Source organism: Ruegeria sp. SCP11, assembly GCF_040329455.1.
In the GTDB taxonomy this organism is placed as follows: Bacteria; Pseudomonadota; Alphaproteobacteria; order Rhodobacterales; family Rhodobacteraceae; genus Ruegeria; species Ruegeria atlantica_E.
Genome location: NZ_JBDZYG010000010.1, coordinates 116,618 through 142,815 on the forward strand (window position 1 = coordinate 116,618; position 26,198 = coordinate 142,815).

At 59.4% G+C, this 26,198-nt stretch carries 11 protein-coding genes; 6 read left to right on the forward strand and 5 right to left on the reverse strand.

Features of this window, described 5'->3' with window-relative positions; all coding sequences use genetic code 11:
* Positions 1-15 precede the first annotated feature (15 nt).
* The 5 genes from ABLN94_RS16230 to ABLN94_RS16250 all read right to left on the reverse strand — a co-directional run bounded on the left by ABLN94_RS16230 (position 16) and on the right by ABLN94_RS16250 (position 6,716).
* The gene (locus tag ABLN94_RS16230; RefSeq protein WP_352994181.1) at positions 16-756 is read right to left on the reverse strand and encodes a maleate cis-trans isomerase family protein; all 741 of its coding nucleotides are present in this window, start codon (positions 754-756) and stop codon (positions 16-18) included.
* Positions 753-1,820, reverse strand: a complete 1,068-nt coding sequence (locus ABLN94_RS16235; protein WP_352994183.1) for a pyridoxal phosphate-dependent aminotransferase — start codon at positions 1,818-1,820, stop codon at positions 753-755. Before ABLN94_RS16235 ends, ABLN94_RS16230 begins: the two co-directional genes overlap by 4 nt.
* Entirely contained in the window at positions 1,817-3,469 is a 1,653-nt protein-coding gene (locus tag ABLN94_RS16240; RefSeq protein WP_352994186.1) for a hydantoinase B/oxoprolinase family protein, read from the reverse strand. Before ABLN94_RS16240 ends, ABLN94_RS16235 begins: the two co-directional genes overlap by 4 nt.
* Positions 3,466-5,565, reverse strand: a complete 2,100-nt coding sequence (locus ABLN94_RS16245; protein ID WP_352994189.1) for a hydantoinase/oxoprolinase family protein — start codon at positions 5,563-5,565, stop codon at positions 3,466-3,468. The genes ABLN94_RS16240 and ABLN94_RS16245 overlap by 4 nt, the downstream gene beginning before the upstream one ends.
* A gap of 263 nt (positions 5,566-5,828) precedes the next feature.
* Complete coding sequence (locus ABLN94_RS16250) at positions 5,829-6,716, reverse strand: LysR family transcriptional regulator (RefSeq protein WP_352994192.1); 888 nt, start codon at positions 6,714-6,716, stop codon at positions 5,829-5,831.
* Between the two features lie 136 nt (positions 6,717-6,852).
* On the opposite strand from ABLN94_RS16250, the gene ABLN94_RS16255 reads away from it, so the two are divergent.
* The 6 genes from ABLN94_RS16255 to ABLN94_RS16280 all read left to right on the forward strand — a co-directional run bounded on the left by ABLN94_RS16255 (position 6,853) and on the right by ABLN94_RS16280 (position 26,181).
* Positions 6,853-8,265, forward strand: a complete 1,413-nt coding sequence (locus ABLN94_RS16255; protein ID WP_352994368.1) for an aldehyde dehydrogenase family protein — start codon at positions 6,853-6,855, stop codon at positions 8,263-8,265.
* On the forward strand, positions 8,265-9,242 hold the full coding sequence (locus ABLN94_RS16260) for a membrane dipeptidase (protein WP_352994195.1): 978 nt from the start codon (positions 8,265-8,267) through the stop codon (positions 9,240-9,242). Before ABLN94_RS16255 ends, ABLN94_RS16260 begins: the two co-directional genes overlap by 1 nt.
* A complete protein-coding gene (locus ABLN94_RS16265; RefSeq protein WP_352994197.1) occupies positions 9,239-10,924 on the forward strand; it encodes a hypothetical protein in 1,686 nt (561 codons plus the stop codon). Before ABLN94_RS16260 ends, ABLN94_RS16265 begins: the two co-directional genes overlap by 4 nt.
* On the forward strand, positions 10,921-11,550 hold the full coding sequence (locus tag ABLN94_RS16270; protein ID WP_352994199.1) for a DUF3726 domain-containing protein: 630 nt from the start codon (positions 10,921-10,923) through the stop codon (positions 11,548-11,550). The genes ABLN94_RS16265 and ABLN94_RS16270 overlap by 4 nt, the downstream gene beginning before the upstream one ends.
* Positions 11,551-11,562: 12 nt before the next feature.
* Positions 11,563-12,573, forward strand: coding sequence for an Ldh family oxidoreductase (locus ABLN94_RS16275; RefSeq protein WP_352994201.1), 1,011 nt, complete (start codon positions 11,563-11,565; stop codon positions 12,571-12,573).
* A 282-nt stretch (positions 12,574-12,855) separates the two neighbouring features.
* Positions 12,856-26,181: an autotransporter outer membrane beta-barrel domain-containing protein gene (locus ABLN94_RS16280; RefSeq protein WP_352994204.1), complete on the forward strand. Its 13,326-nt coding sequence runs from the start codon at positions 12,856-12,858 to the stop codon at positions 26,179-26,181.
* The last annotated feature ends 17 nt before the right edge of the window (positions 26,182-26,198 follow it).

Sequence of the window (26,198 nt, forward strand, 5' to 3'; positions counted from 1 at the left end):
AATCTGCTGCGGCGCTCAGAGCAGATCGAACAGCCGACCTGGAACATTACCCTGACGTGGTAAGCCGAGAGCTCGCATAACTGCAAACATCATGGCTTGGTTTGAAGTCACTACGGGTTTGTCCAGAGCGGCCTCAATGCGGTCGACGGCCTCGACGGCGCGCATGTCGGTGCAGCTGAGCACGATTGCCTCTGCCTCTGGGTGATCGGCTTGGCAGGCCAGGTCAAAGACCTCGTCCGGGGTTAGTTCGCCTTGCCCGTAGTTGCCCAGCTCGCGTCCAATATCGGCGCATTTGACTGTCGTAATCTGATTTTGCGCCAGAAAATCCATCGCCTGTGAATTGATTTCGCCCAGATAGGGTGATGAGAACCCAACCTTTGAAACGCCAAGCATTTTGATCGCGTCCACCAGCGCACCGGCGGCGGTGAAGGACAGAGCACCGGATCTCGCCTTGATGTCCCGCACCAGTTGGTCGTCAAACGATGGGCCGTGGGTCAGCGTGGCCGAGGTGCAGCCATATAGAACAACATCGGGGCGCACGCCCGAGATCATCTTCAGATCATGACTGATATCCGAGGCTCCCAGACCGGCCATCTGGTCCGAACCTGGGATCTCATCCACGTCATAGCCACCCATGCGTTGGAAATGCACTGTCGTATCCGGGCAGCGCATCAGCATCATATCTGGTTCGAGATTAGTGTTGGTAAAGGGCACCAACACGCCGATCTTGGCGCGCGTCCGGGTTTCATAGGTCATGACGTTACCTCTTTCAGCACGGTCAGGCAGCGATCCATGACTTCTTCGTCACAGATCGTTGCGCGCAGACAATCGGCCAGACCATAGCCGCCCATCCCCCGCATCAGAAGCCCTTGCGCGCGCAAGGCTTTGTCCGCTTTATGCGCAGTTTCGACGTCGGCAAAGCGGATCAGTACGAAGTTGGTATGGCTCGGTGCAACCGTCGGCCCCAACGCTCGACACCTGTTGGCGAAACGGTCCCGTATTGCGGCGGTTTTGGCGACGGTATCTCGCATATGCGCCTGATCCAGCACCGCCGCCGTGGCCATAGCTTGCGAGGGGATCGACACATTGTTCGGGTTCAGAAGCTTGCGTACCTCCGCCCCGATCGCAGGCGGGAACAGACCCCAGCCTACGCGTGCTCCGGCCAGCCCATAAGCCTTGGAGAAGGTACGCATGACCACGGTGTTGCCGTGGTCGACGAGCGCGAAAATCTCAGCCGGGTTCTGATCCACATCCGCAAATTCCGCATAGGCTTGATCGACCACCAACAGCACACCCCCGGGCAGAGCATTGCGAAGGCGGACAATTTCAGAGTTCGGTATCAGAGTCCCGGTGGGGTTTCCCGGATTGCAGACGAAGACGATCCGGGTTTCGGGCGTAACCGCGGTCAAAACATCATCGACCGAGACGGTCATATCCACTTCGCGCGCCTTCACATAGTCCGCCTGAACCTGCGCCGAAGCAGAGGCCACGTAGGCATAGCCATAGTCGGTGCCCAACACCCGATCGCCCGGCCCGGCAAAAGAACGGATCAGGCAGCCGATCAACTCCATTGACCCGGCCCCGCACAGGATATTCTCGCCCGTTACCCCATATGTTTCAGCAATCGCCTCGCGCAGTTCGGGCCAGTCGGGGTCTGGATAGAGCGGCATCTGCTCCAGGGCTACCCGCCCCGCTGCAATCGCAGCGGGGCTGGCCGGAAAGGCGCTTTCATTCTGAGCCAGCGAGATGGTCTCGGGCCCACCCAGATCAGCCAGAGCATAGGCCGCCATCTGTCGGACGTGTTCTACGGCCAGGATCATGATACGTCTCCATAGGCTTTGGCACCCTCTTCAGTGACCAAACCGCGTTTGAGGTCCAGTGCCAGCGCGTTCGGGTCGCGTTCAGCCGGATCGCCAAAACCGCCGCCGCCGGGGGTGTCGAAGATCAGGTAGTCCTCACCCTCGACCCGCAACTCTCCCTTTCCGGGGATGTTGCCATCGCCATCTCGGAACCGGATACGCCCCGGGGCGCCGGGATGACCGCCCATGCGACCTAGGGCAGGGAATTTCAGTCGTTCAACTGACAGGAAAACGATAAACGGCGCGTTGTTGGAGGAGGTCATCTCGATCCTCTGACCAAGCCCCCCGCGATACTTGCCCGGGCCGCCCGAGTCTGGCAGCAACTCGCGTCGCCACATGATCACGGGTGCCACGCTTTCAGTGATTTCAACCTGAGATCCGAACACGCCTGAAGGATAGGCCGTGGCCGAAAGACCATCCGCATGTGGCCGCGCGCCTGTGCCGCCATTGTGGACCGGTTCGATGGCAAACTCACGCCCCCCATTGGCCGCGACTTCCGGCGCGTGCCGCATAGGTAGGTCGAACATACACGAAGCCCCTTCGGCGGGCACCTGATCCGGCAGTGCTTGATGCAAGCAGCCCAGCACCAGATCGGGCGTCACCTGCCCGAGAGTATGGCGCATCGCAACCGGTACCGGACGCTGTGCGTTCAGGATACAACCCTTTGGTCCATCGACTGTGAACGGCTCCAGCGAACCCGCGTTGTTCGGAATGTCCGGCCCAACGATGCAGCGCAGGGCAAAAACAGTATAGGCCGTGGCGTAGTTCAGCGGTACGTTGATGCCCTTTTTCGAACAGCCCGATGTGCCAGTGAAATCGACATGCATCCCATCGCTGGTGACGGTCAGGGTGGCGTGCAGCTCCAGCTCATTCTCGTAGCCGTCCATGCGCAGCACGTTTTTGTAGACACCTTGGGGCACTTCGGCGATTGCCTCCAGCGCGCCCTTGCGGGATGTGTCGATGATATAGCTGCCCAGAGTGTCGAGATCGTCGATCCCGAACTCGTCCATCATCGCGACCAGACGTTTCACCCCGGCCTCACAGCAGGCAATCAGCGCGTAGATGTCGCCCTCATTGGCAATCGGCTCGCGCGAATTGGCACGGATAATGTCCATCAGCAGCGCGTTGGGCGTGCCTTCTTCGACCAGTTTACACGGAGGGATCAGCAGGCCTTCGTCATAGATATCCGAGCCTTCCGGTCCCATACCAAGACCGCCCAGATCGACTAGATGTGACGTGCAGGAGGTGAAGCCAACCACCTTGCCATCCTTGAACGCGGGCATCATCAGCAGGAAGTCATTCAAATGACCCGAGGCCAGCCACGGGTCATTGGTCATGTAGATATCACCGGGCTTCATGTCCTGAACGGCAAAGCGCTGACGCAGATGCAACACGGCTTCGGCCATGGTGTTGATGTGGCCCGGCGTTCCGGTCACGGCCTGCGCCAGCATCCGGCCATTGACGTCGAAAATCCCGGCAGAGATGTCGCCGCATTCTCTCACGATGGGGGAAAAGGCGGCGCGGATCAGGGTCTGGCCCTGTTCCTCGACCACCGCCAGCAGGCGGTTCCACATCACTTGCAGGCGGGCGGGGGAAAGTTCAGCGGTCATTTTGCACCTCCTTTCTGGTCTTGCATCAGGACAAGGTTGCCGATGGCATCCACGTGGGCCGAGAAATCGGCGGATACGAGCGTGGTGGTCTGCGGCTCATGGATCAGTGCCGGGCCAAATACGTGATCGCCGGGTTTCAAATCGGCGCGGGCCACAAAGGCCGCGTCCCGTTTGGAGCCGTCCACATCGCAGGTGATGGGGCGTGTTTCAGTAACAGTGAACGCGGAGCGTTCAGGTGTCTCTGGTACCGGCGGCACCGCGCTTTCGGGGGTGGCCACCCGCACAGCCCAGTTCAAAATCTCGATCTCCATCCCCGGTACGGGGCGCGAGAACTGCTTGCGGTATTCCTCTTCGAACGCAGCCGTTAGAGGGGCAATATCCTCAGGCGTCAGGGCACGATCCGGCAAGGTGATCTCGATCTCGTGACCTTGCCCATTATAGCGCATGAATGCGGAACGCAGTGTCTCGGTTGGCGCGGTTCCCGCGCCTTGAGCTACGACTTCTTTCGCCTCTGCGATCATCGAGTCAAACAGATCGTTCACCCCGTCCATATCCATGCTGTCCAGCAGCGAATAGCGCGAGCGTACAATCTCGAACGAGACCGGCGCGAACAGGAATCCAACCGCTGAACCAACGCCCGGATTGGGCGGGATCACGATGCGCGACACCCCGGCGGAACGCGCCACCCGGCTGGCATGCAGCGGGCCGTTGCCGCCAAAAGCGATCATTGTGCGCGGACCAAGGTCCTTGCCCGATTCAACTGCGTGCATCCGCCCGGCGCTGGCCATGCTCTCATCCACGATACGGCTGACCCCATCTGCCGAACCTACTGCATCAAGTTCCAGCCTCTCACCGATCACTCGGGTTAGAGCGGCCTTTGAGCCCTCGGGGTCCAACTTGATGTGCCCCTCGGCAAATGTATCCGGAACGATATAGCCCAAGGTGATATCACTGTCGGTTACGGTGGGGTCAGTTCCACCGCGCATGAAGGCTACCGGACCAGGCTCGGAACCTGCGGATTTTGGGCCAACGGTTAGGCGACCCAGACGATCGACGCCCGCAATTGAGCCGCCACCCGCGCCGATCTCGATCATCTCGATCACCGGAATGCGCACGGGCATGCCTGAGCCTTTGATGAACCGTGCCGCGCGTGCGATTTCAAACGCGCGCGATGTTTGCGGTCTGGCCTTATCGATCAAGCACAGCTTGGCCGTGGTTCCGCCCACATCAAAGGACAAGACCTCGTCCAGACCAGCCCTCGCGGCGATACGTGCGGCCAGAATAGCCCCGCCTGCCGGGCCGGATTCGACCAGGCGGATTGGAAAGCGCGAGGCGGTTTCCACAGTGCACATACCACCGCCTGCCGTCATCATCAGGATTGGGCACCTCACTCCCTCAGCAGTGAATTGCTGGACGAAGCGGGTCAGGTAGCTCTCCATCAGCGGCTGGATATAGGCGTTTGCGACAGTGGTGCAGAGCCGGTCAAACTCGCGCGCTTCGGGGCTGACATCTGAGGAAATCGAGATCGTCAGATCGGGGCGAAGTGTACTCAGGATCTCGCGTAGCCGCCGTTCGTGGGCCGGGTTGGCATAGGCGTGCATCAGACAGATCGCGATGGCCTCGGCACCGCTTGCGTCGAATTCTGCCAACAGAGCATCGATCTGCGTTTCGTCCAACGGGATCAGCACCTCACCTTCGGCGGACATTCTTTCGCCAATGGTCAGGGACCGTTCGCGTGGGACTAGCAGATCGGGCTTTTCCAAGTTGATGTCGTATTGAGAATACCGCCGCTCGTATCCGATATCGAGGATATCTCTGAACCCTTCCGTGCAGATGGTCGCCACGATCGCGCCGCGCCTTTCAATCAGCGCGTTGGTTGCCAGTGTTGTGCCGTGAATGAAACCGGAAACTTCGGCCAGTGTTCGACCGGATTGCTGCATGACGCGTATTGCGCCTTCCATCGCGCCTTCGGCCGGGTTTTGATGCGTGGTCAGGGTTTTGGTCGAGGCCAGAATGTTCTCGTCACCGGAAACCAATACTGTATCTGTGAAGGTGCCGCCGATATCGATGGCAAGGCGCAACATTTGTGTTGTCATGAAGTATTCCGAATTTACCGTGGTTGCAGCGTCAACAATTGGGCAAGAGCCCCGGATCAGGTAGAGGGCACTAGATCACAGCCGGTTGCGCGGCGTTCCATCGGGTTCGGAATACAAGTCGTCGTCATGGTCGAATCTTGCGGAGTTAAAAACGCTGTCGCAAGCAAGTTTGCGACAAACAGGCCTGCAAACGACATGAATCCTCGCTAGGGGCCATCAAGCGGCACTCCATAGCTTTGGAAACTTGAACACTCAGAAGGTGGCTAGCTTTCAAGGCCGCTTGAGATTTTGTGACTTTGAATAAAAGTACTGCATACATCCGTCAGATCTTTGAATCGCGGTCTTTCAGACACATACAGATAGACCTGCCGTTTGTCGGGCAAATCCGAAATGGCACGAAACGCAGTGGATTCCGGAAGGAATTGGATCACCGTTTGCGGCAGAACTGTTACCCAATCCCCTGTCTGCACCATGGTTATCAGGGAATGTGTGTTGTGAATTGTCACATCCGCGGTTTCGATTGCGCTGAGGAAGCGTGGTGTTTGAATGAGATCGCACAAGGCGTTTCGAACAAACGTTCCAGCAACAACATCATCTATGGAGGGTGGTTCCGGCCTGGTGATCAGCGGATGGTCGGATGCGCAAACCAGCCCGAATGCATCTTCGAATAGGGGCATAACCTTGACGCCGTTCAGCGGATGATACCCTGAGGCGATCCCGATATCGGCTTTGCCTTCGGTCAGGGCATCCAGAACCTGTTGTGTGTCGGTATCACGTAACTCGGCCTTGATGCCCGGAAATAGGGAGGTCATGTGCTCAAGTATGGATGGAAACAAAAGTGCTGCAACTGAGGGGACTGAGACTATTCGGATCATCCCGTGAGCCGCGTCGGCTGCGACCTCTATGGATTGCACCGTTTGATCGAATTGTCGCGTTTGTTTCAGCGCCATTTCGAACACTTGCTCACCTAAGGTGGACAGCCGGTTTTTACGCTCGCCTTCGAACAGTTTTTTTCCAAGATGGTCTTCCAGTTGTTTCAACGTCATGGAAACAGCCGACTGGGTTCGACCCAGACGGTCGGCCGCTTCGGCAAGGTTGCCAGTTTGCGCGACGGAACAGAAGCAACGTAGCATTTCGATCTTGATTGTCATGCTTCAACTTTGCTGAAGTAAAGTTAAGTTGTTTGAGTTTGACTGATGCAGCTTTTGAAGTCCATCCTGCCCCGGATCATTAAACCTGGATTTGGGGCTCAACGTGACCAAGCTGAACCTGATCGCCGGCGAATGGATGGCTGGCGAAAGTGAAATCGAAAACCGAAACCCTTCGGATCTGAGTGATCTGATAGGCCATTTCGCGCAGGCCCATGCCGATCAGCTTGAGGACACATTGGATCAGGCACGGATCGCGCAGGCTGAATGGGCGGCCTATGGGCTTGAGCGCAAACAGGCCGTTCTGATGAATATCGGCAATGAATTGATGGCGCGCGCCGAGGAGTTGGGCACTCTGCTCAGCCGCGAAGAAGGCAAGCCTCTGGCCGAAGGCAAGGGCGAGGTCTACCGCGCGGGGCAGTTCTTTACCTATTATGCTGCAGAGTGTCTGCGTCAAATCGGTGAAAATGCGGACTCTGTTCGCCCCGATATCGAAATCGACGTCCGGCGCGAGGCTGTGGGTGTTGTCGCCATCATCAGCCCTTGGAATTTCCCAACTGCAACCGCCTCTTGGAAGATCGCTCCGGCGCTGTGCTACGGCAATGCCGTTGTCTGGAAGCCTGCAAACATCACTCCGGCCTCGGCCGTTGCATTGACCGAAATCATCAACCGTCAGGATATTCCCAAGGGTTTGTTCAGCCTGGTCATGGGATCGGGCCGATCCATTGGTCAGCGTCTGGTGGAAAGCCCAAAGGTCAATGCGATCTCATTTACCGGCTCGGTTCCGGTTGGTAAGGGCATCGCTGCGGCGGCCATCCAGAACCTGACCAAAGTCCAGATGGAGATGGGGTCCAAGAACGCCTTGGCCGTTATGGATGACGCTGATCTCGATCTGGCGGTCACTCTGGCCTTGGGAGGTGCCTTTGGCGGTACTGGCCAGAAATGTACCGCCTCATCACGCCTTGTGGTGCATGAAGGCGTGCATGACGCCTTTGTCGAGAAACTGGTGGCCGGGACACAGGCGATGAAAGTCGGACATGCGCTGGAAGACGGAACCCAAATGGGGCCGGTCATCAGCCAGCAACAGTTGGATGAGAATCTGGCCTATGTTGAGCTGGGCAAATCCGAAGGCGCGGAGCTGGCCTGTGGTGGCCAGCGGCTCGAGATGCCGCATGACGGGTTTTACATGTCGCCGGGGGTGTTCCTGAACACCAACAACGATATGCGCATCAACCGTGAGGAGATGTTCGCGCCGCTGACCTCAGTCATCAAAGTTGGCAGCTACGACGAAGCCCTGAGTGTGGTCAACGACACCAACTTTGGCCTGACATCGGGCATCGTCACCCAAAGCCTGGCGCGTGCCACGCATTTCCGCCGCCACGTACGGACCGGTGTCGTGACCGTGAACCTGCCCACCGCTGGAACCGACTATCACGTGCCCTTCGGAGGCCGTGGTGACAGCTCGTATGGCCCTCGGGAGCAAGGTAAAGCAGCGGCCGAATTCTACACCACCGTTAAAACCGCCTATATCAGTGCAGGAAAGCCGGTCTGATGCGCATTGATGGGCTGCAATATGCCAACTGGTCGGAAAAGATCTTCCGCCAATTGCGTGAGGGCGGCGTGGACGCAGTTCACGTCACCATCGCCTATCACGAGAACTTCCGCGAAACGGTCCTCAATTTCGAGAAATGGAACCGATGGTTCGAACAATATCCTGACCTGATCATGAAGGGTCTCTGGGCTAGCGACATCGACACCGCCCGCGAGACTGGACGCACGGCGATTTTCTTTGGCTTTCAGAACCCATCGCCCATCGAAGACGACATCGGTCTGGTGGAAATCGTGCACACGCTGGGAGCACGTTTCATGCAGCTGACCTATAACAACCAATCCCTGCTGGCCACTGGCTGTTACGAGGCCGAGGACACCGGGATTACCCGCATGGGCCGACAGGTCATCAAAGAAATGAACCGCGTAGGTCTGGTTGTTGATATGAGCCACTCCGCCGACCGTTCCACCATCGAAGCAGCCGAACTGTCTGAACGCCCGATCGCCATCACGCACGCAAACCCTCATGAATGGGCTCCCGCGCTGCGAAATAAACGCGACGATGTGATCCAGGCAGTCACCGAAAACGGTGGGATGCTGGGGTTTTCGGCTTACCCTCATCATTTGAAGGCCAAGTCCGAATGTACGCTGGAAAGTTTTTGCGAAATGATTGCCCGAACTGCGGAAAAGTACGGTGTTCAGAATTTGGGGATAGGGACTGATCTGTGTCAGGATCATCCGGACTCGGTGGTCGAATGGATGCGGGTCGGGCGTTGGACGAAACAGATCGACTATGGCGAAGGCTCGGCCAGCAATCCGGGTTTCCCACCCATGCCGGAATGGTTTCGGGACAATCGCGATTTCGGTCAAATTGAAAACGGTCTGCGGAAAACCGGAATGAGTGACGAGGAAGTAGCAGGCATCATGGGGCGCAACTGGTATCGGTTCTTTGCCGAAAACTTCGGACCGATGCAGCCATGACGGACCACGGCACCCATATCGCACGCAGATCACCGGAACAGGTGATGCGCCTTTCGCGGTTGGGATCTTTGCACCAATGCCGCCTCAGCTTCATGCGCCAACTGACCCGTCGCATGGCGCGGGAAAACTGGACGTTTTCGCGGCCTGTTTTTGATATCGACGATACAGGCGTTGGTCGGGCGGTTTATACGGCGCAGGGGCCAGAGCGTGCCTACTCGCTGGTTGCCTTTGCCCATGATCTGCCGCCTGAAAAACGATCAGACCGGGTGATCGCCGATGCCTGGGATGCCACTTTTGCCCTATTTGATGGGATTCCGACACGGGATGATCTGGACCGTCTGGAACGCAATGTTCCCCTGCAAGAGGCAGGGCGTATTAGCGAAAGCGAGTTGTCTCTGTCCCGCGCCAATCGCTCGGTACGTCTGTGGACACATGTAGTAGAAGCTTTGGCAGCGGGACAACAGCCGGATTTGGAGCAGATTTACAAAGTCGGTTATCTGATGCGTACCACCGCCGTTTACGGCTCGGGCAAGTTCGGCGCCGCGGATCGTGAGACGATCGCCGACCGTCCGGAAATAAACGCTCCATTTCAGGTGGAAATGCTGTCCGTGTTTCTGACGCGTGCCTTTGTTCGGGATTTGGTCCAACACATGGCCGACGTTCAGGGCGGGGCAAAGACGGCCAAGCTTGACCCGACCATCGCCCATTGGTTGGGCATCGGGAACTCTACTGGCCTTGGGATGGCCCCTTTCATTGTGAACCATCCGATGCTGTTCAACAATTGGATTGCTGTTCGCGAGGAAGCCATTGCGCGTATTCGGTCGTTGAAAAACGCGAATCCCGCTGAGGCCAATATATTCCGGCAAGTGTTCCAACGCAGCCGCTTGTCGGTTTCCTGGTGGCGCTCGGATCACCCGATCCAGATCGCGAAACTGGACAGCCTGAAAACCGATTTGCAAGCGATCACGGAATGTCTCGAGCGGAATGATCTAACGGAAGATTATCCTTGGCACCGATTGGTGGAATGGTCGGAAACAGCGCTGAGCGAAGAAGGGCAGGAGTTGCTGAATTCGCTGATCCTGGAACCGTATGGCGCGCTGGTCGATGAGTTGGCGACCTGTATGGCTGACGGTCACGCTGATAGTTTCATCATTGATGGTGAAATGTTGGTTGGCGAAGCAAGGGATTTGATCCGTGGCAGCTATGACTGGGCGCTGCACCTGGACTGGGCGAAACCGGAAAACTGCGCCCGCGCATGGTATGTGTCCGAAGAAAAGCTCGAACCCAGAATGGGCGAACGATTTGAGGAACCAATCGCGGAGTATGAACAACCACTGGCCCCCGCGCGGGATGCGTCTGCGGCATACGCTGCGATGGAGGATTATTCTGCAACGCAGCCCGTGGCAGAATTTCTACTACATCACCCTGAACACAGGCACACTATTCGCCGTGCGCAGATGAGCCAACGCGCGCCCTATGGTGAAATCCGAGACAATACAATCGGTGCCTCGGTGTTGCCGCTGGATATGTTGCGCGCAAAGCTTTCCTTCTTCGGCGCTACTCATTTCGATCCGCGCTCGGATCGGTGGGTGCGGATATGTATGTATGCTGGTGCGCCTTATCCCGAAAACCTAACCACTGAAAACGCAGATTTGTGGGTCTATCCAGAGTTGCCAGCATGAGTTTTTCACTGAATGAACTTGAAGCGTTGGCCAAACGGGCAACACGAGGTGCGGGGTATTCCTGGGGGCAAGCTGAAGAGGCATCCAAGGCCGCCCGGTGGCTATGTGCGCAGGGTTTGGATGGCGCAGGTGTTCTGGCAGGGCTGCTGGAACGAGGATTGGCGTCGCAGCCTGCGCGTCATCGCCCGCAAGCCATTTATGGCCCATGGCAGAGTGACGGTGCGCTGTGCCCGTTGTCGGCGGGACCGCTATTGTCCGATTGCGCGCATCTTCTTTGGTCTGGTGCAATAGGAATGAAAGATGTGGCCGCTCCTGTTCTGCTCTTGCCCTTTGCCGCAAATGCTGCACGGGGTCTGAATAGTTCATTGACTGTCGAGTTGGACAATGCACGGCTGGTAACCGACGGAACGCGCATTTCGATCCCGGGCTCCTTACCGTTGACGGCCAACAGGGTTTTCATTGCGCGTGGCGGGGAACTTGAGGCCCAGCACAGTTTGAAAACAAGGGCGCACCCCAAACCGGAAGATTGGGCGACGCTGAACCGCTTCGCCCACTGCACCTATGCCCCCGCTACGGAAGAATCCCGCCTGCTGGGTGCAGGTGCCGGGGTTTCTGACAACGATTGAAGGGATACTAAAGTGAGCGAAACACGGACTCTTAGCTTGTCTGAAATCGAAGACCTGTCCTTCCGCGCTTTGTTGGCTGCTGGTACTGCCGACGCTAACGCGCGACCACTCGCACAGGCTACAGCGGCGACCGAAGCCGATGGCGTCGCAAGTCATGGGTTGGCCTACATCCCAATTTATTGCGAGCATGTGCAGTGTGGGAAGGTCGATGGTCAAGCCACGCCGGTGCTGGAACGGCCCAAGCCGGGGGTTGTGACCGTCGATGCAGCGACTGGATTTGCCCACCCCGCGATTGATCTGGGCTTTCAGACTTTAATCCCCGCAGCCCGTGAACAAGGCGTGGCGGTTCTGGCTGTGAAAAACAGCTATAACTGCGGAGTCTTAGGCTATCACACCTATCGGCTCGCGCAGGCCGGACTGGTCGCGTTGGGCTTTACAAATGCCCCCGCTTCAATTGCGCCTTCGGGCGGCTCGAAGCCCGTTGTCGGAACCAATCCGTTTTCCATTGCAGTGCCGGGTTCGGACGGGCAGCCCGCGCTACTGATTGACCAAAGCGCCAGCACCATCGCCAAGAGCGAAGTCATGAAACATGCGCGCGAGGGTAAACCTATCCCGGTCGGGTGGGCGCTGGACCCGGATGGTAACCCGACAACCGACCCCGCAGTGGGCTTAAAAGGGTCGATGGCCCCATCAGGCGGTTACAAAGGGGTGGGGGTTGCGCTTATGACAGAACTCCTGGCGGCGGCTCTGACGGGTGCCACGTTAGGGATCAATGCGTCGCCTTTTTCCGGTACAGCGGGCGGCCCTCCAAGAACTGGCCAGTTCTTCATCGCGATCGATCCCGGTGTCACTGCGAACGGCCTGTTTGAAAGTGGTGTTTTAAACCTTGTAGAGGCCATCCGATCTCAGGAAGGGGCGCATATTCCCGGCGATGGACGTCGAGCCAAGCGGCAACTCGCTGATACGGAAGGCGTGGCGGTGAGTACCGCAACGCTTGCTAAAATCGAAGCACTTTTAGGCTGAAATTCCGAGCCGCACACTTTGCTTGAATGGGCTATTGGGGGTTCGAAATTTTTTCAGCCTTGGGTTGAATATCAAAATGACATAAAAGAAGCACCAAATTGTTGCATTTAAGCAATGGGCGGCAAGTAACTCCTAAAGAGAGAACTTTAATCGAATTCTCCCCTTAATCTTGCGTTTATCCTGCGGCGAGGTGTGATGGGGAGAGTTCGCCTTGTAGGTTGCCGTTCTGCGCGAACGCGGCTTGCCCCCATTTTTTGGTTATATTGTTTGCGGGGTGCAAGGGTGACAAAGAAATCAAGTTTGCTTTTGGCGGCGTCTTTTTACGCTTTGATTTCAACACCATTACTTGCCGCACCGACGGCAGACTCCAAGGTTGGCGACACTGTAACCAACCCGGTGACAGGTGAAGATACCACCGTCAGCGCGCTGATTGTTGACCCGGCTTCGACACCTACGGCCGGTACAACAGCCTTTGTCGAGACCGCGGATGGCTACGTTTTTTTGGTCAAAGACGCCGGCGACACAATCTACAATTCCGACAATCCTCCACTTGCATTTGAGATTGTTTCTATTAGCGGAACAACCGCTCAAATCAGCAACTCTGGCGCGACTGGAACGGCCAGTTTATCCACGCAGCTGACCCTGTCGCAGTATAACAGCAGCTTCAACAGCTCAGGCACTCCCGGTGCTGTGACTCCGCCTGAAGATGTTTCAGGGCCAAATGGGGTGAGCCAAGTTGTCTACGGTCAGGATGGTAGCAACGGGCGTGACGGCGCGTTGGTTGTGCCACCAAGCTCGGGCGGCGACGGCGCGACTGGCCCAACGCAGACAAAGACACTGAGCAGTGACGTCAACGCCACGAGCAATATTGGCTGGCAGGTCGGCAGCGTCGGCGGCGACGGCGGCGACGGTGGCGATTCATATCTGAGTTTTTGGGACGGGCGCGATGGTGGCGATGGCGGCAAAGGGGGGACGGTCAACGCGACGCAATCCAGCAGCAGTACGATCCAAACCTCAGGTACCAACAACGAGGGTATTTTCGCATTCAGCAAAAGCGGAAAAGCAGGAGACGGCGGCAGCGGTTTTGCTGCTCCGGGTGGCGGAACCGGAGGGCACTCGGCAGATGGCGGCAATGTAACCGTTACCCAGCGGGGTACGATTTCTACATCCGGAGACTCGGCCGACGGTATCTACGCGCTGAGCGTTTCTAATAACGGTGGTAATGGCGGATCGCAGTGGGGGCTGGTTGGATCTTCTGGTGACGGCGGCTATGGCGGCAGCGGCGGCACCGTCACGGTGAACACGGCGTCGACCGGAAGCATTCTGACAACGGGCGACTATGCAAACGGTATCTACGCGCAGTCCATCGGGGGCTCGGGCGGGTCCGCGGGTACCAGCGGCAACCTGTTGGTATCATTGATTGGCGGCGCGGATAATGGCGGCAACGGCGGCGTGGTCTCGGTCTCTCATGCCGGAGCGATAGAGACACAGGGTGACTTTTCGCGCGGGATTGTAGCCCAGTCGATTGGCGGCGGCGGCGGTTCGGGTGGCACTGCGGGTGGATTGGTTTCGCTTTCTTTGGGCGGTGTTGGGTCGAATGGTGGCAGCGGCAATACGGTCAGCGTCACGGTTCAGGGCAGCGGCAGTATTCTGACCTCAGGCAAAGGTTCTGACGGGGTCATGGCGCAGTCGATTGGCGGTAGCGGTGGGACCGGCGCGAACTCCTATGGCTTGGTCGCAATTGGCGGGACCGGGTCCAAGGGGGGTACAGGTGCCGCAGTCAGCGTAAGAAATTACGGACAAATCGTAACCGGCGACGACGGTGCTCGGGGTATCATCGCGCAGTCCATCGGTGGTGGCGGTGGTGATGGAGGCTCGTCCGGCGGCATGGTGTCGGTCGGAGGGAGCGGCAGTGGAGGTGGGTCCGGTTCGACAGTCACCATCGTTAATGACGGGATCATTACGACGGACGGCGACGATGCGATGGGCATATTGGCCCAGTCCATCGGCGGTGGCGGTGGCAACGGCGGCTCATCCGGTTCGGTCGGTGCATTCGTGGGCGTGGCCATCGGCGGCGATGGCGGGGCCGGAGGTAAAGGCGGTGACGTCAACGTTACTCTGTCCAACACCGACAGCAGTCAGCCTTCTGCCATCCAGACATCGGGTGACCGTTCAACAGGGGTGTTCGCGCAATCCGTCGGTGGCGGCGGGGGCAATGGCGGCGGTGCAGTGTCGGTGGCCGTTGGGGCGTTTGGCGCGGCCTCGGTGTCAGTCGGCGGCTCTGCAGGAAATGGCGGCGACGGAGGGGATGTGTCGATCAGCGGCAGCGGTTCTGCTTCGGTGCAGACCGGAGGCGACGATGCGATCGGTGTCATGCTGCAATCCGTTGGCGGCGGCGGCGGTAACGGAGGGTACGCAGTTTCTGTTGCAGTTTCGGGCGGCCCGGTATCGGGCTCTCTTGCTGTTGGTGTTGGCGGCGACGGCAGCGCGGGTGGCAAAGGCGGAACTGTTACGGTTGGCCAATTCAACAGCAGTGGTGTTGCAACGGCTTCGGGGTTCGAAGGCACAGTTGTCACGACCGGAAACCGCTCGACAGGTATGTTGTTCCAGTCCGTTGGTGGCGGCGGAGGTAATGGTGGTCTGGCCGTTGCTGCGACCGGAGGCGCCTCGGCACTGTTTTCCGGCAATGTTTCGGTGGGAATTGGCGGACAAGCGGGCAGCGCCGGAAATGGCGGTGACGTACAGGTCTATACCAAAGCGGATGTCGCCACGACGGGTACAAATTCCAGCGCGATGATCGCGCAATCCGTTGGTGGCGGTGGTGGTAATGGCGGTGGCGGCATCGCTGCTGGTATTAGTGCAAGCGGTGGCGCGGCGGTCGGAATCAATGTTGGTGTTGGCGGCGACGGCGGTGGCGCAGGAATTGGTGGCGACGTCACTCTGATCGCGGGCGGCAACACTATTGAGACCAGCGGAGCCTTCTCTAGCGGTGTGGTCGCGCAGTCTGTTGGCGGCGGTGGCGGGAACGGCGGTTACAGCATAGGGGCCAGCGCTGATATTGGCGGTGCAGCGGCCGGATCAGTCAGTGTTGCCCTCGGCGGTCAAGCGGGCGGCGGCGGCGCTGGCGGGGCAGTGACTGCTCAGGTTGACGCAGATGTTACGACACGAGGTGACGACTCCGGGGCCGTCGTGGTGCAATCCATCGGTGGTGGTGGTGGCAACGGCGGTTTCAGTGTTGCCGCGGGCCTGGCTGCGGGCGGCGCGGGTGCTGGGACGGTTGACGTCGGGCTTGGTGGTGATGGCGGCAGCGGCGGAATTGGCGGCAATGTCACCGGTGTACGCGTAAATGGTGATGTGCGTACCGAAGGGCTGCGTTCAACCGGGGTTGTTATCCAATCGATTGGTGGCGGTGGCGGCAATGGCGGCTTTAACGTCACCGCAGGTGTTGCAGCTGCAGGCGCCGGGGCAGGATCTATCGGCGTCGGACTGGGTGGTAATGGCTCTGTTGGTGGTAACGGTGGCGTGGTGGAAGGCCAGGTGGCTGGCAACGTCACAACGATTTCAGACAATTCCAGCGGCGTTGTGTTCCAATCCATCGGCGGCGGTGGCGGCAATGGCGGCTTTAACGTCACGGCAGGGATCGCAGGTGCCGGGGCAGGGGGCGGAGCCGTCACAGTAGGCCTGGGCGGCGGCGGATCCGGCGGCGGTATCGGACAATCGGTGACTGGACGAGTGACTGGCTCTGTAAGTACTGGCGGAGCGGACGCGACGGCCGTTCTGGCGCAGTCTGTCGGCGGCGGTGGCGGTAACGGTGGGTTCAATGTCAGCGCTTCTTTGGCAGGTGCCGGGGTGGCAAGCGGTGCAGTTTCGGTCGGGCTTGGTGGCGACGGTGGCAGTGGAGCGGTTGGCGGTTCGGTCAATCTGACGACAACAAACTCCATCGTCACGGCTGGAGATCGTTCTTCGGGTATTGTTGCACAATCCATCGGCGGCGGCGGCGGCAATGGCGGCTTTAACGTCTCCGGCACAGGAGCAGGTGCGGGCGTCGGATCCGGCGCAGTCAGCGTTGGGTTGGGCGGTACCGGCGCTGGTGGAGGTAATGGGGGCACGGTCTCGCTGACATCAGGCGGAACGATCCTGACCCAAAGGGACTCGGCGACGGCCTTCCTTGCCCAGTCAATCGGTGGCGGCGGTGGCAATGGTGGGTTCAATGTCAGCGCTTCAGTTCAGGGGTCGGGTACCGCTGGTGGTGCTGTGTCCGTGGGGCTTGGCGGCTCTGGCCGCGGCGGTGGCGACGGCAATACCGTAATCGCCACTTCCAACAATGCGGTCGAAACGCGAGGTGATCAATCTTCGGGCGTCGTGGCGCAGTCCATCGGTGGTGGCGGTGGCAATGGCGGCTTCAACGTTGCTCCCGTCTTGTCCGGTGCGGGAACGGCCAGCGGAGCAGTTAGCGTTGGGCTGGGCGGTTCCGGCGACACCGGAGGTAAAGGTGGCAATGTCACTTTGACTTCCAACGGAACGATCCTGACGGACGGGTTTGCCTCAAGCGGCTTTGTCGCGCAGTCGATTGGCGGCGGCGGTGGCAACGGTGGGTTTAATGTGGCTCCGACGCTGTCTGGGGCTGGGACGGGTGCCGGTTCGGTCTCTGTCGGCTTGGGTGGCTCGGGCGACGGCGGCGGTGACGGCAGTCAGGTCACCGCAAGATCCACGGCCAATGTTGTGACCAAAGGTGATGCATCGGTTGGCATTCTGGCGCAGTCCGTCGGCGGCGGCGGCGGTAACGGTGGATTTAATGTTTCTCCTGCTCTCGCGGGTGCTGGCACAGGATCTGGTGCTATCAGCGTCGGACTGGGCGGATCTGGCGGCAGAGGCGGAAATGGCGGCATCGTGGGCTTGACGGTTCAGAACAGCGTTCAGACCGAAGGCGCACAGTCGAGCGCGGTCGTTGCACAGTCGATCGGCGGTGGCGGCGGCAATGGCGGGTTTAACGTCTCGGCTTCGGTGGGTGGCGCAGGAACCGGCTCGGGCGCGGCGGCCGTGGGTCTGGGCGGGCGCGGAACCGGCGGTGGTGATGCCTCTGCTGTTACAGCGAACGCCACTGGAAACCTTATAACGCTGGGAGACACATCCAGTGGTCTTCTGGCGCAATCCGTTGGCGGCGGCGGTGGCAACGGGGGAATGAACATCTCGGTCGCGGTTGCCGCGGCGGGTACAGGCTCTGGTGGAGCATCTGTCGGTCTGGGTGGTGCGTCCGGCACCGGCGGAAATGGTGGCACGGCTGAGGCCACCCTGACCGGCAACGTATCAACACAGGGAGATGAGTCCGGCGGTGTCATCGTGCAGAGCCTTGGCGGCGGGGGCGGCAATGGCGGCATGAATGTCTCGGCCACGGTCACGGTTGCAGGGACCGGCAGCGGTGGTGCGTCGGTTGGCCTTGGCGGAAGTGGCGGCGACGGCGGTAACTCGGATACCGCCACTGGCACTGTAATTGGCAATGTAAGCACGGCTGGTGACAATTCCGGCGGTGTTCTGGTGCAGTCCGCGGCAGGCGGCGGTGGGAACGGTGGGCTGAATGTCTCGGCTGCCGTGAACCTTTCCGGAACGGGCGGCGGCGCGGTTGGTGTAGGGATCGGTGGGTCCGGTGGAGACGGCGGCAATGCCAGCTCGGCGACCGGGTCGGTCACTGGCGATGTTACCACGACAGGTGAAAACGCAACGGGTGTACTGGTTCAGTCGGTCGGCGGTGGCGGCGGTAATGGTGGCGTCAACATCTCCGGCGCCCTCAGCATTGCCCGCACAGGGTCAGGCGCGGCGGGAATAGGTGTCGGTGGCTTTGGCGGCGACGGTGGCACCAGCGCAGTGGTCGACAATACCTTCGATGGCAATGTGAGTACTTCGGGTGCTCGCTCCGCAGGTATCATCGCGCAAAGCTTGGGCGGCGGTGGAGGCAATGGCGCAACGAATATCTCCGGCGCGATCTCTGTAGCGAGCAACTTCTCTGGCGGTCTCGGGATCGGCGTTGGTGGCTTTGGCGGCAGCGGAGGTGCAGCTGACAGTGTTACGCAGCGAGTCACTGGTAATGTGTCGACGGCTGGCGACGATTCAATTGGCATCTTGACGCAAAGCCTCGGTGGCGGTGGCGGTAATGGCGGCACTAATATCTCGGCGGCGCTGTCGCTATCGCGCTCTACAAACGCGGCGGTAGGTATTGGCGTCGGCGGGTTTGGTGGCGGTGGCGCAAACGCCGGTTCATTGGTACAGTCGACGGTCACTGGTGGCGTTCTCACCAGTGGAGACCGCAGCACCGCTGTCTTGACCCAAAGCCTCGGCGGGGGCGGTGGCAATGGTGGCACGAATATCTCGGCCACTCTGGGGATCACTCAACAAAACGGTGGCGCGATCAGTCTTGGCGTTGGCGGCTTCGGCGGTGGCGCGGGCAATGCTGGCGAAGTGATCAGTACCTTGCGGTCCAGCACCGACGGCAGCGTGACGACTTCGGTGGTCACAACGGGCGTAGACAGTATCGGTGTCATGGCCCAATCCGTCGGCGGCGGGGGCGGAAATGGTGGCCTCAATGTCTCGGGCGCTGTGAATCTGACCGGCAAGTCCGGTGCGGCGGTTGGTCTGGGGCTCGGGGGCTTCGGTGGCGGTGGCGGCGACGCCGGCGCAGTCACACTGGACGTGGAAGGCGACGTGGTCACTGCGGGTGACGGCGGACATGGCCTGTTTGCTCAAAGCCTTGGTGGCGGCGGTGGCGCCGGCGGCGTGAACATCTCGGGCACGCTGGCGCTGACCAAGCCTTCGGGATCGGACACAATCTTCTCGGTCGCGGCGGGTGTTGGAGGTTTTGGCGGATCGGGTGGCAACGCAAGTGCGGTCGATCTGGATTATACCGGCAATATACAAGCCGTACCGATGGTGGAGCAATCCGACGGCACGTTTGAAGTCGACGAAAGCAAAGGTGCCAGTGGTATCATCGCCCAATCGATCGGCGGAGGCGGTGGTGATGGTGGCACAAATGTCTCCGGCGGCATTGCGATCAGTGGCAAGCCGGGCGCAGGCCAAACAGACAGCAGCAAGTCCTATGCCGTTGTCGTGGGTGTCGGCGGCTTTGGCGGCGGCGGCGGTGACGCTGCAAACGTGGATGTCAACATTGGCGCAGGCAGCACGATCATGGCGCATGGCACCGGACAATCCGGTCTGCTGGCGCAATCGGTCGGCGGTGGCGGCGGTAATGGCGGTCTGAACGTATCCGGCGGGATCGTTTCCGACAGCACTCTGATCGTGGGGGTTGGTGGGTTCGCGGGCGACGGTGGTACGGCGGGTGACGTCACCGTAACGTCCCAGGCGGATATTACAGTCACGACGAACCCTGACGATATCTCGATCCCCGACGAAACGACCTTTGAAGACAAACTGCGCGACTTCCTTGGCGACACAATCGTAGATGAGACTGAGGAACTGGCCTCGACTTACGGGCTGGAGCGTCTGTTCATTGATATGGGCGTCTTTAACGAAGAGAAGCCGGATACCGACGGCTCGGCGGGTCTGTTGGCACAATCCATCGGCGGCGGAGGCGGCAATGGCGGCCTTAATGTGTCGGGTGGGATTGCACTCAGCAAAGACGGAAAGATCCCGTCGGTTACATTCGGTGTTGGTGGATTTGGTGGCGACGGCAATGTGTCGGGTGGTGTGACCGTGAACCATGCGGGTACTGTATCGGTCGCTGGCAATTGGAAACACGGCGTTTTGGCCCAATCCATCGCGGGCGGTGGCGGCAATGGCGCGCTGAACGTGACCGGACAGTTGAACTATGGCGATTCCAACAACTCTGACGGCAAGACTGACCTGAGCATCGTAGGAGGTCTGGGCGGCCACGGCGGTATCGGCGCGGATGCCGGTGACGTGTCTGTCACCCAAACCGGAAATATCGCCACAAACGGCTATCACGCCCGAGGTATTTTTGCCCAAAGCATCGGCGGCGGTGGCGGTACTGGCGGCATCAACGCGACCTTCGTGGGAACCAAAGACAGCTCTCCCATCGCCATGGGCATCGGTGGCTTTGGCGGCGGCGGTGGAGACGCAGGCGACGTTACAGTAGCGCGCGGCACATCTGCTGCTGCGGCGGGCACCATCACGACAGATGGTGTTGGTTCGCACGGTATCGAAGCTTCGAGCATCGGCGGCGGTGGCGGCGACGCCGGGATCAATGCGGTCGTGGGTATCAGCAAAACCACCGGCAGCCAAAGCAATGGTGGCACCGGCGATTCAACCGACCGTAAGACGCCGACCAATTCAGGCGTCGATGACTCGGTGATCGCAAATTACAATGCCGTTCTGGACGAGCTTGAAGGCAAGGTGAACCCGGCGGATTCCTCTGGTACCAAAACCGGTATGTCGGCGGTGATCGCAATTGGTGGCGATGCCGGAACTGCAGGCGATGGCGGTACGGTCGATATTGACCACTACGGCGATATCCTTACGAAACAGGACAGCAGTCACGGTGTATTCGGCCAATCCATTGGCGGCGGCGGTGGTAACGCGGCGCTAAACTTGGCATTTGCGTATGAACTTTCCTCGGATCAAACCAACAAAGGTTTTGGCTTGGCCGTTGGCGGCGGGACGGGTGAAGGCGGCATCGGCGGGTCCGTAGATGTGCGTAATACCGGCGACATCACTACACTCGGCGCGGATTCCCACGGGCTGTTTGCGCAGTCCGTTGGTGGCGGTGGCGGCAATGCGGGCTACAACTCGGCTTCGACCTCGGTGGATGGTGGCAACGTCAACATCCAGATCGGCCGGACCGGAGGCACCGGCGGCAGTGGCGGTGATGTTTATGCCAGCTCAGACGGTATTGTCAGCACGTCCGGTGACCGTTCCTACGGGTTCTTTGCCCAATCTATCGGCAATGGTGGCGGCAACTCGTCCTCGATTTCGGCCAGCATCGGAACGCCAAAAACTGGTGACAGCAAAGGCAACAAGGCAAGCGTTTCGGTCGGTTTAGCGGGCGGCACTGGCGGCGCGGCGGGTGACGTCACATCCGTGGTCGCGGGCACCGTGGTCACGGAAGGCGACGACGCCCATGCGGTGTTCGCTCAATCCGTGGGCGGCGGCGGCGGTAATGGCGGCAAGGCCAGCAACTCTGCTGGTGGCGGCATTTCGGCATCACTTTCCATCGGCGGCACTGGCGGCACCGGAGGCATTGGTGGCGTGGTCGACGTGACCAGTTCCGCGCGAATTGCAACGCTGGGGGAACGCTCGATCGGCCTATTGGCGCAATCGGTGGGCGGCGCAGGCGGCACCGGCGGCATGGTGCAGGCTGGTCAGGGCAACCTTGATACGATCAAGTCCTTCGTCAACCCGTCAACCGTGGGGACGGCAGCTTCGATCAATATCGGGGGCACCGGCGGAGATGGCATGACCTCGGGCACTGTGACCGTTGTGAATGACGGCATGATCACTACGACGGGCACGATGGCGCATGCTATCTATGCGCAATCCGTGGGCGGCGGGGGCGGAATGGGTGGTCTGGTGGAAAACCGCATCATCAACCTGCGCAAAGAGATCGGCAACACAGCGACCATTTCGATTGGCGGAAATGGTGGCACCGGCGCGACCTCTGCAGCAGTTTCGGTGACCAACCGCGATGTGATCCAAACCACTGGTGACAAGTCCATTGGTATCTATGCGCAGTCCGTGGGTGGAGGCGGAGGCGATGCCCAGCAGGTGCGCAACATTATTCTTGGCCGCTCCTCGGAAGGGTCCACAACCAACGCTATTCTGATCGGCGGCACCGGCGGTACGGGTGGATCTGGCAGCACTGTGACCGTGACCAACGAAGTTGACGGCAACATCCTGACCACGGGCAAGGAAAGCCACGGTATTTTTGCCCAATCCGTCGGCGGCGGCGGAGGCAATGGCGGATCGACGATTTCGGTCGATGGACGCTATGGCGGCGCCGAGGCCAGCACCCGTCGGGCGTTGCAATTCGGCCTTGGCGGATCGGGTGGTATTGGAGGCACCGGCAGCAACGTGGTCGTAACCAACGACGGTACGATTGTGACGACCGGAGAAGGCGCACACGGCATCTTTGCGCAATCTGTCGGCGGCGGCGGCGGTAATGGCGGCAGCTCAATCACCGGAACTCTGAGGCTGAAGACCGGCGACAGCAGCTCGCCCACCGCTCAATTGAATATCGGTGGTTCGGGCGGCAGCGGTAATGTTGCGGGTAACGTGGCGGTAACGAATACCGGGGATATCCGGGTGGAAGGTGCAAGTGCCTATGGCATCTTTGCTCAATCCGTTGGCGGCGGTGGCGGCAATGGTGGGCTGGCCGTTGCTATGGATGTTAACGACCTCAAGAACACTATGACCGGCAAGTCGTACTCCAAGATCGCCATTGGCGGATCGGGAGGATCGGGATCGGATGGTGGTGACGTCACGGTTAACCACACTGGCTCGATTGTCGTGAACGCGGAAAACGGGTTCGGCATCTATGCGCAATCCGTCGGCGGCGGTGGCGGTAATGCCGGGTATTCGGTGTCGTCTCCGCTGGTCTCTGCGTTGGATTACGTAATCTCTCAAGCACTAGGGGCGCGTGAAGGGGCGACCGGATCGGTTGGCACGGTGGTCGTCAATTCTACCGGCGATATTCTGGTGAACGGCACAGGCAGCGAAGCAGTGTTCGCGCAGTCGGTGAACGGCGGCGGCGGGAATGTTGATACCACTGTCAATTTTAAGACATCTGGCACAGGCACAACCGGCAGCGTTGTCAGCAGCGAAATCGCCCTGGGTGGTGATGAGGTGTCGGGCACTGCGGGCAGCCAGGTGACGCAGTCCCACAATGGCAACATCGCGACGACAAGCGACAGGTCGACAGCCTTGATGCTGCAGAGCGTTGGCGGCGGCGGCGGCACTGCGGCCACCACGGTAGATGTTCAGGACGGTGATAGTATCGATATCACCGCGCGTTTGGGTGCGATTAACACGGATGACGCCAGCGGCGGTAATGTGGACGGAAGCCGAACGGGTGATGTTGGCACTGACGGAGCGTTCTCATCAGCCGGTGCGGTGCAGTCTATCGGCGGCGGCGGCGGCAAGTTGGTGCTGAACAGCAATGGCGACGGTCAAGCTGGCATCGAAAAAGCGGCCTCTGTCATCCTGGGTTCTGATCCAAGTTTCAGAAACGATGGTGGCGATATCGACCTTTCTCTGAACGGCAACGTGTTCACCAGTGGTAACGCATCCTATGGGCAAAGCGTCCAGAGTATCGGTGCAGGCGGTGGCGAAGTCGTAATCTCGGGTCTCGGCTTCGTGGATGTGACACTGGGCGCACAGGACGACTCGACCGGGGACGGCGGTAACATTGAGTTCACCAATGTCGGAGACGTGACGACCAGCGGTATCGGGTCACACGGGTTTGTCCTTCAAAGCATTGGTGGCGGCGGCGGCCTGGTCGCAACTGACATGGACCCCAGCCAAGTCACCGTGAACCTGTCAACCGCCAATGGTGGTGACGGTGGTGACATCAGCTTCTCGCAATCCGGCAACATCGTGACGACCGGCGAAAACGCAATCGGTGTCGTGGCGCAATCGCTGGGCGGTGGCGGAGGTATTGTGGACTCTATCTTCCGAGGCGCCGCTGGGGGTGTTGGTTCCGGTGGTGCTATCGACATGGCCTTAACCGGCAACATCCTGTCGGTTGGCGAAGGTGGTATCAGCATTCTTGCACAATCCGAAGGGCGCGACGGGGCCGGGGCAATAACCCTTGGGTTTGATGGCGTGGTCATGGGTGGCACGGGACAAGCTGATGCTGTTGCCTCAATCGTTGTGGACGGTGGCGCCGACAACGCGCTGACCCTATCCGAACGCACTCTGTTGATCGCTGGAAATGACCAACTGGTAAATGGCGGTGACGGCAATGAGCAGATCTCGCTTGCGGGCGCTGCCTTGGGCAACCTGAACCTTGGCGGAGGAACAAACGGGCTGACAATTGAAGACGGCGCGACTTTCTATGCGTTGGATACGGTCAATCTGGGTGCAACCGGGCTGATGCAGATCGACGGCGAGCTTGTATTGGGGGCTGACCTGGGTATGACGACGCCTTTGACCTCAACAGTGCAGGCCAGTGACTTTACCTTCACCGGCAATGTCAGCCAGACCCTGAACCTGACCGGGAGCCTGAACTTTGGTGCATCAGCAACGTCGATCTTCGACGTGTATTTCCTGACCTCCGGCGCGTCGGGCGGCAACAGCGACCTTATTAACGCGACCGGAGATGCTACCATAGGCGGTACTTTGATGCCGCAACTGAACACGCTGCAACGGGCCTTGCCGCTGGTCATAATTAACCCCGACGGAACTGCGGCAGACGCAGGTACGACGATCGAGGATACGGTGGTTCTGGATTACTCCATTGGCTTGAACGGTGTTACTTCTGACGGCAGCTCGATCGATCTGGTGATTACGCCTGACTATTCGACTCGGAACATGAACCCGAACCAGGCAGCCATAGGTGACTACATTAACCGGGTCTTGAACGGGCAGGGGACGATACCGCAAGGCGAACTGCTTGCGTTGATCGGAAACATGCAAAACGAAGCTGACGTCATCGCCGCGATCGACAGCCTGTCAACGGCTGGATACGCATCAGACGCGGTGGATGCTTACTACGGCACCCGAGTGTTTGCAGATGCTCTGCACAATTGCGAGCGCTTCACTGATTATCAAATCGGTGATGATCCGCGCAATTGCCTCTGGTTCTCTGGTGGACGATCCTTTTATGACCGCGAACAGACCAGCTTCTACAATGAATTGGACATCAACAGTACCAACCTGACTGCAGGCGTTCGGTTGCCAGTTGGGGATGAGCTGTTTGCAGGATTTGCCGTCGGTTATGACCAGATGAGCCTGCAAGACGGATCGCAGTACAATGCGACTGGCGACCGGTTCAATCTAGGCGCGTCGCTGACCAAATACACTGGAGCGTGGGAGTTCGCGGCTATGCTGTCGGCAGGTTGGTCGGACTATGATACGCTTAGCGCCGGAGGGGTTCGGGGTACGCTGCCCAATGGAACCATCGTCGATACGGTTGGTGTCAGTGCGATCAAACATAAAATGAACCACCAGAACCTGCGGCTGAGCTTTGCTTATGATCACCGGCTCGCTGCTGGCAACTCTTATCTGAGGCCCGAGATTGCCGTTGACGCAATGCGACTGGCGACGGAAAGCAACGGTGATGCAACACTGTCGGGCGTTGTTCTGCAAGACGACAGCGATATGATTTACTCGCTGGTGCCTTCATTGGAAATCGGAACGGAACAGATCCTGAGTTCAACACAAAAACTGCGCGCCAGTTTCAGGGCAGGGGCAATCATCTCATCCGATGATACTGTGTCGGTGTTGGCCGGATTTGACGGTGCCAGCGCCGCCGATGGCGGGTTTGCAAACACCAGCTATATCGGTAACGCACATGGGTTGGTGTCGGCTCGGTTGGGGCTGTTTGCTCTGGATGACAGCAGCTTTATCAATCTAAGTCTGGATCACATGTTCGGAGATTCAACCGAGGCTTTGCAAGTCGGTCTAGGGCTTGGAGTACAATTCTAAAAAATGAGGACAGCAGT